The organism is Streptomyces sp. S3(2020) (assembly GCF_013044505.1).
In the GTDB taxonomy this organism is placed as follows: Bacteria; Actinomycetota; Actinomycetes; order Streptomycetales; family Streptomycetaceae; genus Streptomyces.
The window spans coordinates 1-8,807 of record NZ_JABERD010000303.1 but is presented as its reverse complement, the minus strand read 5'-3'; the positions used below and the strand labels follow the sequence as shown (position 1 = coordinate 8,807).

Sequence of the window (8,807 nt, the reverse complement as noted above, 5' to 3'; positions counted from 1 at the left end):
CGTCGCGGGCTGCCTCGCCGTCTGCCTCGCACAGATCGGGCTCGTGCTGCCCGCCGCGATCAACGGCGTCATGCAGCGCACCCTCCAGGCTTCAGGCGCCGAACTGACCTGGATCAGCGACGCGTTCCTGGTGCCCGCCGCCGTCCTCGCCCTCACCTTCGGCGTGCTCGGCGACCTGTACGGCCGCAAGAAACTGGTGGTGGGCGCCGCCCTGCTGGCCGCCGTCGGCTACCTGGTCTCCGCCACCTCCGACACCCCCGCCCAGCTGATCACCGGTCAGGCCATCTCCGGCATCGGAGCCGCGGCACTCTTCCCCGCCTCCCTGACGATGATCACCGCCGTCACCACCACCCCGGCCGCGCGGGCCAAGGGCCTCGCCTCCTGGACCACGGCGCTGTCCCTGGGCGCCCTCATCGCGCCGCTCCTGTCCGGCGGCATCGTCGAGCACACCTCCTTCCAGTGGGCGTTCGGCGTGACCGGAGTGATCGCTGTCGTCACCGCCGGGGCGGCCTGGCTGCTGGCGGCCGAGTCCAGCGCCCCCGAAGGACGCTCGCTGGACTGGCCCGGCCAGATCACCATCGCCCTGGCGATGCTCTCGCTTCTGTACGGCATCATCCAGGGCCCCTCGGACGGCTGGGGCTCGGCGCCCATCGTCCTGTCCTTCGTCGCCTTCGTCGTGTTCCTCGCCGCGTTCATCGCGGTCGAGAACCGCGGCACCGCCCCGATGCTGCGACTGGAGCTCTTCCGTATCCCGGCCTTCGCCGCGTCCGCCGCGATGGCGGTGATCGGCATGTTCGGCTTCCTCGGCGGCGCCTACGACCTGAGCATCCGCCTCGGCGTCATCCAGCACCAGAGCCCGTTCCAGACCGCGGTGCCCTTCCTGATCATCCAGGGCATCACTCCCTTCATCTGGCCCCTGCTGGTCCGCCTCCTGCACCGCGTCGGCCCCGGCCCCATGCTCGTCACCGGCTTCGTCTCGCTGGCCGTCGCCCAACTCTGGCTCCGGGCGGTCCCGGTCCACGAAACCGGCCTGGTGCCCCTCCTCGGTCCGCTCGTCCTCAACGGCGTCGGCTTCGGCCTGGTCGTCGCCGCCATCACGGCGGCCGCCGTGAACGTCGTACCGCCCAGCCTCACCGGCATGGCCGGCGCCACCACCAGCCTGGTCCGCGACCTCGGCCAGACCCTCGGCCCGGCCGTCGTCGGCGCCGTCGCCCTCGGCATGGCCACGAGCCAGCTCACCGGCAGCCTCGCCGACGCGGGCCTCACCCCCAAGGAGCACGGCATCGCCACCGCCGTCCTGACCGAGGGCGGTCCGCTGGCCCTGCACACTGCCGAACTCGGCCCACTCAGCGCCAAGATCGCCCCCTACACCTCCGACGCCCTGGCCCAGGGCTACAACAACGGCCTGCTGCTCACCGCCGCCGCGTGCGCCGTCGCCGCCGTGGTCGCCGCCGTCTTCGTCGGGATACGGCCAGGAGGTACCCGGCCTGCCGAGACGAAGGAGAGCACGGCGTGAAGTTCGCGACCTTCGTGCACGACGGCAAGTGGCAGTCCGGAGTCGTCGACGGCCACCAGGTCCACCCCTTCGAATACCCGGTCGACCTGCTCGATCTCATCGTCGAAGGGGAGGAGACGCTACGCGCGGCGGGCGAGGACGCCAGGAGTCGCTCCCTGCCCGTGCCTCTGGACGACGTACGACTGCTGCCACCGCTGCAGCCGCCGACCGTCCGCGACTACATGACCTTCGAAAGCCACGTCGTCGGTGTCGCCGCCCGCTACGGCGACACGGTGCCCGCGGAGTGGTACGCCGCGCCCGCGTTCTACTTCACCAACCCGTACGCGATGATCGGCGCCCACGACGACGTGCCCGTGCCGCCCGGTTGCCGCCGCTTCGACTTCGAACTCGAAGTGGCCGCCGTCATCGGCAAAGCGGGCCGGGACCTCACGCCCGAGCAGGCGCGCGATCACATCATCGGCTACACGATCCTCAACGACTGGTCCGCCCGCGACCTCCAGGGCGACGAGATGAAGGTCAAACTCGGCCCCGCCAAGGCAAAGGACACCGCCACCACCCTCGGACCCTGGCTGGTCACCACCGACGAACTCGAACCGCACCGCGACAAGGACGGCTTCCTCGACCTCGCCCTGACCGTCCACGTCAACGGCGAGCCGGTCGGCCAGGACCGACTGACCAACATGTCATGGACGTTCGAGGAGATGGCGGCCTACGCCTCCCGCGGCACCTGGATCCGCCCCGGCGACGTCCTCGGCTCGGGCACCTGCGGCAACGGCGGCTGTCTCGCGGAACTGTGGGGACGCCACGGCGTACTGGAGCCACCGCCCCTCACTCCCGGCGACACCGTGACCATCACCGTCGAAGGCATCGGCACCGTCAGCAACACCGTCGTCGACGGCGTCGCACCGGTGCCCCTGCCTGGTGCCCGCGGCAGGCGCCGAGCCGTGGCGCCCCGCGGCTGAGGCTCGTGCCGTGGTCCGTCAGGCCGGTACGGCCGGGCGTGGTTCGCCGTGGAAGACCTGGCTGGTGTGCCAGGCGCGGTGGGCGGCGGCGACGGGGCGCGCGCCCGGCTGAGGGCCGAGGAGGGGGCGGCCGGCGAGTGCGGTGACGTGGTCGCGGGCGGCGGGGCTGTGGCCGACGAAGCGCTGGGAGACCAGCACACGATGGCCGTCGTCGATGCCGAGGACACCCTTGTCGAAGAGCTTGTGGTGCAGTGAGCACAGGCACAGACCGTTGTCGACCTCGTCGGGCCCGTCGAAGGCCCACCAGCGCACGTGCGCGGCCTCCAACCCGACCGGAACCGTGCCGATCCGGCCGTCGTAGCCACAGAAGGCGCACCGGTACTCGTACGCCGTGAGCACCGACTCGCGCATACGACGGTCCCGTTGGCGCCGGGTGGCGGAGAGCGGGCCGGTCCGCTCGGGTTCCGGATCCATCAGGCCGACGGCTTCGCGCAGTTCGTCATGGAGCGAGGGAGGGAAGTGCTGGTCGAGGAGCGACCGCGTGATGCGGTGCAGCAGTTCCGGTTCGCGGCGCAGCGCGTTACCGAGGTCGGGGGTGAGGCGCCCGGTGGCCCCTGATTCCCGCAGGTCCCGCAGGCCCGTGCCCGGACTGCCCGGCCCGCGATCGGTACGCACCTCCCACACACCGTCGCTGACCAGATGGTGGAACGGGTAGGCGGGCGTCGTCCTGTTGGGCGGGCCGTACTCCGTCAGCAGCCGTTGCAGGTCCTCTTCCACCGCGCTGTACCGCAGCTCGCCGTCGGGGTCCTCCTGGAAGCGGCCGAGGGCGTACAGGAGCAGGAGCGGTTTGTGCGGTGCGCGTGATCCGTTCCTGGACCACTGCCTCAACTTCGCGGTGTGCTCCAGCCAGTCCATGGCCGCTGATCGTAGCGAGGGCGGTGGGAGGCGATCCGATAAGGGTGCCCCGATACGGATCCCCCGATACAGATGCCCCGATGCAGATGCCCCGATCGGATCACCACCGCGCGACAGCCCCGGAGCGCGGCGCCTTGACTGGTCCTGTGGGGTGGGGCATGTCAGGAGGCCGTATGGCGTGGGTGGCACGGCTGGAGCGCCTGCGTACCCAGGCAGAGCAGCGCTTCCCCGTCGTGAGTGAACTCACGAACCGACTGCTGTCCGCCAACCTGCTCGACGCGGGGACGAGGCTTGCCGCGCAGGCGTTCCTGGCGTCGGTGCCCCTGCTGTTCGCGGTCGCCGCGTTCGCACCGCACGGTGTCCGCGACCAACTGCGCGACTCCCTGCGCACGATGTTCGGCCTGACGGGCCAGTCGGACATGGAACTGAGCCAGGTGCTGGGCAGTTCACCCGACAACGGCGTGCGTGAGACCAGTGGTGTCATCGGCTTGTCCGTGGCTCTGATCTCCGCCACGAGCTTCAGCCGCGCCATGACCCGGGTCTGCGAACGCGCCTGGCGACTACCGAAGGCAGGCACCAGGATCGCGGCCTGGCGCTGGGTGGTGTGGCTCCTGGCCCTCGTACTGGTCGTGCTGTTGCAGGGCCCAGTGCAGGGCGGCTTCGGGACAGGCGCGTGGCTGGGCGTTCCGCTCACCTTCGTCGTGAGCACAGGTGTATGGCTGTGGACTCAGCACCTTCTCCTCGCCGGCCGTGTCCCCTGGCTGCCGCTGCTGCCGGGCGCGCTGCTCGGCGGTGCCGCCAGTACCGCCCTCGGACTGACCGCCCGGCTGTACATGCCGGCCGCTCTCAACCGCGCGCTGGCCGAGTACGGCTCCCTGGGCCTGGTCCTCACTCTGCTGTCCTGGCTGATCGTCGTGTGCGGCGCGATCACCTTCGCCGTGACGATCGGCGCCGTCCTCGCGGAAGAGCCGCCACTGAACCGGTACCTGAGGCGGGAGCCGGACGAGGGTCAGTCTCCGCGGGAGTCGTAGGCGCGGTGGCTGCGCTCGATGTCGGGGTTGTGCTCGACGGCCCACTCGGCCAGCGCCACGGCGGGTTCGATCAGTGTGCGGCCCACCGCGGTGAGTTCGTACTCGACCCGTGGCGGCACCTCGGCGAAGGCCGTGCGGGCGACGAGTCCGTCACGTTCCAGGTGCCGCAGCGTCAGGGTCAGCATCCGTTGCGAGATGCCCGGGACGCGTTGCAGCAGTGCCGTGAACCGCATGCGTTCTCCGTGGAGGGTCGCGACCACGAGAAGGGTCCACCGGGTGTGCCTTTTGTAGACCCTGCGACAGCGATCCATCATGGCCCCACTTACAAGTCGTAACTATTGGAGGTTACGCGGTGGTCGTCGCCTACTGGATCGTTGCCGCACTGCTCGGTCTCTTCTACCTCTATGCCGGCGGGAAGAAGATCGCTCAGAGCCAGGAGGAACTCGCGCCGATGATGGGGTGGGTCGATACCGTTCCGATGCCGGCCGTCCGGCTCGTCGGCGCCGTGGAGATCCTCGGCGTGGCCGGGCTGGTCCTGCCGCCGCTGACGGGGATCGCGCCGGTTCTGGCGGTCTTGGCGGCGGTCGGTTTCGTCGTCCTACAGGTCCTTGCGGCCGGTCTTCACCTGTCCCGCGGGGAGGCCAAGGACACCGGCCTGAACGTGGTCCTGATAGCCCTTGCCGGAGTCGCGGCGTGGCTGGCGACCGCATTCTGACGCACCGAACGCCGTGTCGTATCTCTGCGTCGCGACCCACGCAACGTCCCGCACAGGTCTCAGCGTTTCCACACGTCAGGTCCGCCGCCGCGCCACTCGATCAGCCCGGACCTGACCACGTCCATCTCGTCCCAGTCCTGAAGCCCGGCCTCCTGCACGAACGCGGCGATGTCCGTGACTCCGTACGCGATCCCGACGAAGTGGTCACCGATGCGGACACGTCGGCCGCCGTCCTCGGCGGGCGGGTACACCGTCACGGGCATCACCGAAACCATGCACTCAGCCTGACCCGCCCAGACGCCGGGCGCGCGCCGACGCATTCGCGCGGACCGACCTCGCGATGAGGGAGAGCGGCACAACGCCTGCCTGAACGGCCTCGCGAGACGCGGGGCGCCGCCCGGGCCGCGAGGGTGACGGGGTCGGTGAGGGCCCGTCCGTCGGCATCGCCTCGCGCTCGCCCCCGTGCCAGGGGAAACGTGCCGGGTGGGTGGGTCAGCGCCAGTAGTCGTTGGCGGCGGCGATGGTGGCGAACTCGGTCGCGACCACCTGGCCTATGGCGATGAGGGAGTCGGGGCTCTCCGCGTATATGGGCCGCAGCCGTTCACGTACCTCGGCATCGGGCTGGGTCGCCTTGATGACGAGACGGGCCATCTTGATGGCGAGTTCACGGCCCTCCTGCGGGGTGGCGGTCTTGAGCGTGTCGTTGGGGACGAGTTCCATGGGGTGCTCCTGCACGGTGTGGATGGGGTGGTGTGACGGCTCCGAGCCCCTGATCCTCGGGCGGACAGGCCGTGTCGCTTACCGGCCCGTCCGCTGCGGGGGCGCACCGGGCCCGGCCTTCTCTGCGGCGGGAGCGGCCGGGCAGGGCGATCAGCGTCCGGGTACGGGGAGATCGCCTTCGACGTACTGGGCGCGGCCGTCGGCGAAGGACCAGTCGTCGGGACCGTTCTCGAAGTAGCTGATGAAGAGGTCCTTGCCGTCGACGCCGGCTTCGGCGAGCTGGGCGGCGAGCGTCCGGTACAGGTGCTGCTTGTCCTCGGTGCCGCGACCGCGCTGGGTGAAGATGTGGACGATGACGGTCCCGGTACCGCTGCGCTGGAAACCGAGTCCTGCGTCCAGGGCGATGATCTCGTCCGGGTCGTGCTGGGTGATGACGTGGAAGCGGTCGCGCTCGGGGATCTTCAGGACGTCGATGAGGGACTGCTGGATTGCGGCGGCGATGGCCTTGATGTTCTCGGGGCTGCGGCCGCGGATGAGGTCGATGCGTACGAGGGGCATGGGGGAGCTCCTTCGAGGTGTGGTGGGGTGGGGGTCAGGGCTTGAGGGAGAGCCAGGTGCCGTGGTCGGCGATGGCCAGGAGGGACGTGAGGCCGGCGTCGTCGAAGGCGTGCTCGATGGCGTCGCGGCCTTCGGTGAAGTGGGCCCAGCCGGTGTAGTGGGCCGGGATGTTGACCGGCGTTCCGAGGACGGCTGCGGCCGCGGCGGCGCGGACGCCGTCGAGGCTGACGGGGCGTTCGCGGAACTTGCCGGGCACGCGGGCGGCGCCGGCGTGGAGGACGGCCGCGTCGATGCCGGGGATGCGGCGGGCGATCTCGGCGACGGTGCCGATGGAGGCGTTGTCCCCGCTGACGTAGACGGTGGGCAGGCCTTCTCCGGCGAGGACGAAGCCGACGACCTGGCAATTGACCTCGCCCTCAGGGTCGCGCTCGCCGTCCTCGGGTCCGTGGACGGCGGGTACGGCGGTGACGGTCAGCAGGCCGCCGTCCGGACGTCCGAGGCCGTGCGTGTCCCAAGCGGCCAGGCCCTTCGCGGGCCCGCCGAGGCGCTTCGCGCCACCGGTCGTGGTGAGCAGCAGCGGGGCGGCAAGGGCAAAGGCGCGGCCGCTGTCGTCGAAGTTGTCGGCATGGTTGTCGTGACTGACCAGGACCAGGCCGACGTCCGCGAGCCGCTCCCCGGTGACCGCCGGCCCTTCGGTCTTGGTCAGATAGCCGTGCGGGCCCGGGGCGTCGAAGGTCGGGTCGGAGACGATACGCAGCCCGCCGAGGTCGAGGACGGTCGTGGGTCCGCCGACCACCATGGCCGAGCCGTCGTGACGGGGGAGAAGTGGGGAGGGCGATCCCATGGTGCCGGGCTCCTTGGTCGGTGCAGGGGAGGGGCCCCGCCGGGCGGCACCGGATGGTCCGGCCCGCTCCAGGTCCCTCCGCCGTCGACCGTAGGGAGATCGTGCCTGTGAGCGGAAATGCCGCTCCGGTCGGCGCTATGCCTCACCTGCATGGGCGCAGGTCGCGGCCGCGACCAGGGCCGCGTCGAGGAAGCGGCGCAACAGCGCGGACCCCGTCCCGGTGTCCGGTCGGTAGGCGAGACGGACCGGGCTGGGCGGCGCGCCAGTCACCGGTAGGAAACGCAGCGCGGGGTGGTGGATACGGCGCTCGGCGACCTCGGGCACGATGCCGATGCCGCGCCCCGCGGCCACCGATTCGAGCCACTCGTCGAAGTTCGCGGTCTCCACGTACCGCCGCGGTCCTCCTCCGTCCGGCCAGCACCAAGGGCCGGTCGTACCGCTGACGGTGTTGACGACCAGCGTCCACTCGGGTGCGTCCTGCCAGGACAGAACCTGCGGGGGAGGGGTGCGGGAGGCTTCGGAACCCGCGCCCGGGTGTGCTTCGCGGGCGTGGACGGCGACGCGCTGCTCGTCGTACAGGTGAGCCGTCCGTACGGTGGTGCCGACCGGCCTGCCACCGCGTACGAGGGCGACGTCGACGGTCTGGCGGTCGAGGGCGTCCAACGGGTCGTCGCACCGCACCAGTTCGACCCGCGCGTCCGTGGCACGCTCGAAGCCGGCGATCGCGCGCTGAGCCCACGGGTCGGGCAGCAGCCAGCTGAAACCGAGCCGCACGACGGACTTGTGCCGCGCGGCGGCCACGGCCGCGTCGAAGGCGGCAAGGGTCCGCTCGGCGTGGACGAGGAACTCGGCACCCGTATCGGTGAGCGTGACACCACGGGACGACCGGTCGAGCAGACGCACCCCGAGGCCCGCCTCCAACTGGGCGACCGTACGGCTGAGGGCAGGCTGTGTGATCAGCAGCTCCTCGGCGGCCCGCGTGAACGAACGGTGCCGGGCCACGACGGCGAACGCCCGCAGGTGCCGCAGCTCGATCCCGGACGGGGTTGTGTGGCCGGAGGCCGTCATCGCTGCCTCGCGCTATGCCTGGGACACATGAATGCAGCGTAACCGGCATTTCTCGCCGCCGCGTGCGCCGCCTAGCGTCGATCGGGAAGCACATGCACCCGGTAGCGGCTACGAGGTGGGAGGACTCCTTCTTCGACGCTCGCCTGCGCCTGGGCGGCGGTCGCGTGCCGTCCTCACTGCTGTCACCAGCTCAGGCGGCCCCGAGGCACCCGGACCGCATGAGTCCTCGACCGCCCTCTCGGAGGAGCCGCCATGCCCCGCGACCTGACCGATCTCACCACCGATCTGCCCGTCTGGGCCGCTCCCATGGCGGGCGGCGCCAGTACCCCCGCGCTCGTCGTCGCCGCGGCACACGCCGGTGGACTCGGCTTCCTCGCCGGGGGCTACAAGACCCGAACGGGCCTTGCCGAGCAGATCGCCGCGGTGCGATCCAAGACCGCGGTCTTCGGCGTCAATCTCTTCGCCCCCAACCCCGTCC

At 70.9% G+C, this 8,807-nt stretch carries 12 protein-coding genes; 5 read left to right on the top strand and 7 right to left on the bottom strand.

Annotation, left to right across the window (positions count from 1 at the left end):
• Positions 1–1,516, top strand: a 1,516-nt coding sequence (locus tag HLK59_RS45565; protein ID WP_171147560.1) for an MFS transporter, incomplete at its 5' end; no start/stop codon positions are given.
• Entirely contained in the window at positions 1,513–2,478 is a 966-nt protein-coding gene (locus HLK59_RS45560) for a fumarylacetoacetate hydrolase family protein (RefSeq protein ID WP_171147559.1), read from the top strand. The genes HLK59_RS45565 and HLK59_RS45560, both read left to right, overlap by 4 nt.
• A gap of 18 nt (positions 2,479–2,496) precedes the next feature.
• Here HLK59_RS45560 and HLK59_RS45555 read toward each other — a convergent pair whose 3' ends face one another.
• On the bottom strand, positions 2,497–3,393 hold the full coding sequence (locus HLK59_RS45555; protein WP_171147558.1) for a phosphorothioated DNA-binding restriction endonuclease: 897 nt from the start codon (positions 3,391–3,393) through the stop codon (positions 2,497–2,499).
• Between the two features lie 173 nt (positions 3,394–3,566).
• Here HLK59_RS45555 and HLK59_RS45550 point away from each other — a divergent pair, with 173 nt between their 5' ends.
• The gene (locus tag HLK59_RS45550; protein WP_171147557.1) at positions 3,567–4,424 is read left to right on the top strand and encodes a YhjD/YihY/BrkB family envelope integrity protein; all 858 of its coding nucleotides are present in this window, start codon (positions 3,567–3,569) and stop codon (positions 4,422–4,424) included.
• On the opposite strand, the gene HLK59_RS45545 is transcribed toward HLK59_RS45550, so the two are convergent.
• On the bottom strand, positions 4,403–4,657 hold the full coding sequence (locus tag HLK59_RS45545; protein ID WP_240983024.1) for a helix-turn-helix domain-containing protein: 255 nt from the start codon (positions 4,655–4,657) through the stop codon (positions 4,403–4,405). The two genes, HLK59_RS45550 and HLK59_RS45545, sit on opposite strands and share 22 nt — an antisense overlap.
• A 119-nt stretch (positions 4,658–4,776) precedes the next feature.
• Here HLK59_RS45545 and HLK59_RS45540 point away from each other — a divergent pair, with 119 nt between their 5' ends.
• The gene (locus tag HLK59_RS45540) at positions 4,777–5,139 is read left to right on the top strand and encodes a DoxX family protein (protein WP_171147555.1); all 363 of its coding nucleotides are present in this window, start codon (positions 4,777–4,779) and stop codon (positions 5,137–5,139) included.
• Between the two features lie 59 nt (positions 5,140–5,198).
• Here the strand turns inward: HLK59_RS45540 and HLK59_RS45535 are convergent, their stop codons facing one another.
• The 5 genes from HLK59_RS45535 to HLK59_RS45515 all read right to left on the bottom strand — a co-directional run bounded on the left by HLK59_RS45535 (position 5,199) and on the right by HLK59_RS45515 (position 8,329).
• On the bottom strand, positions 5,199–5,414 hold the full coding sequence (locus HLK59_RS45535; RefSeq protein ID WP_171147554.1) for a hypothetical protein: 216 nt from the start codon (positions 5,412–5,414) through the stop codon (positions 5,199–5,201).
• Positions 5,415–5,631: 217 nt separating this feature from the next.
• On the bottom strand, positions 5,632–5,859 hold the full coding sequence (locus HLK59_RS45530) for a hexameric tyrosine-coordinated heme protein (protein WP_171147553.1): 228 nt from the start codon (positions 5,857–5,859) through the stop codon (positions 5,632–5,634).
• A gap of 150 nt (positions 5,860–6,009) precedes the next feature.
• On the bottom strand, positions 6,010–6,417 hold the full coding sequence (locus HLK59_RS45525; RefSeq protein ID WP_171147552.1) for a tautomerase family protein: 408 nt from the start codon (positions 6,415–6,417) through the stop codon (positions 6,010–6,012).
• A 34-nt stretch (positions 6,418–6,451) separates the two neighbouring features.
• Complete coding sequence (locus HLK59_RS45520) at positions 6,452–7,261, bottom strand: MBL fold metallo-hydrolase (RefSeq protein WP_206328370.1); 810 nt, start codon at positions 7,259–7,261, stop codon at positions 6,452–6,454.
• A 135-nt stretch (positions 7,262–7,396) separates the two neighbouring features.
• Positions 7,397–8,329 carry a LysR family transcriptional regulator gene (locus HLK59_RS45515; protein ID WP_171147551.1) on the bottom strand — a complete coding sequence of 311 codons (933 nt, stop codon included), beginning with the start codon at positions 8,327–8,329 and terminating at the stop codon, positions 7,397–7,399.
• A gap of 252 nt (positions 8,330–8,581) precedes the next feature.
• On the opposite strand from HLK59_RS45515, the gene HLK59_RS45510 reads away from it, so the two are divergent.
• Positions 8,582–8,807 (top strand): nitronate monooxygenase (locus HLK59_RS45510; protein WP_171147550.1); only part of this gene is annotated, 226 nt, incomplete at its 3' end.

What these genes read in the sequence shown, in the direction of transcription:
- HLK59_RS45555 (WP_171147558.1), bottom strand. Translation starts at nt 3,393, where the DNA reads ATGGACTGGCTGGAGCACACCGCGAAGTTGAGGCAGTGGTCCAGGAAC.
- HLK59_RS45550 (WP_171147557.1), top strand. Translation starts at nt 3,567, where the DNA reads ATGGCGTGGGTGGCACGGCTGGAGCGCCTGCGTACCCAGGCAGAGCAG.
- HLK59_RS45545 (WP_240983024.1), bottom strand. Translation starts at nt 4,657, where the DNA reads ATGCGGTTCACGGCACTGCTGCAACGCGTCCCGGGCATCTCGCAACGG.
- HLK59_RS45535 (WP_171147554.1), bottom strand. Translation starts at nt 5,414, where the DNA reads ATGGTTTCGGTGATGCCCGTGACGGTGTACCCGCCCGCCGAGGACGGC.
- HLK59_RS45530 (WP_171147553.1), bottom strand. Translation starts at nt 5,859, where the DNA reads ATGGAACTCGTCCCCAACGACACGCTCAAGACCGCCACCCCGCAGGAG.
- HLK59_RS45525 (WP_171147552.1), bottom strand. Translation starts at nt 6,417, where the DNA reads ATGCCCCTCGTACGCATCGACCTCATCCGCGGCCGCAGCCCCGAGAAC.
- HLK59_RS45520 (WP_206328370.1), bottom strand. Translation starts at nt 7,261, where the DNA reads ATGGGATCGCCCTCCCCACTTCTCCCCCGTCACGACGGCTCGGCCATG.
- HLK59_RS45515 (WP_171147551.1), bottom strand. Translation starts at nt 8,329, where the DNA reads ATGACGGCCTCCGGCCACACAACCCCGTCCGGGATCGAGCTGCGGCAC.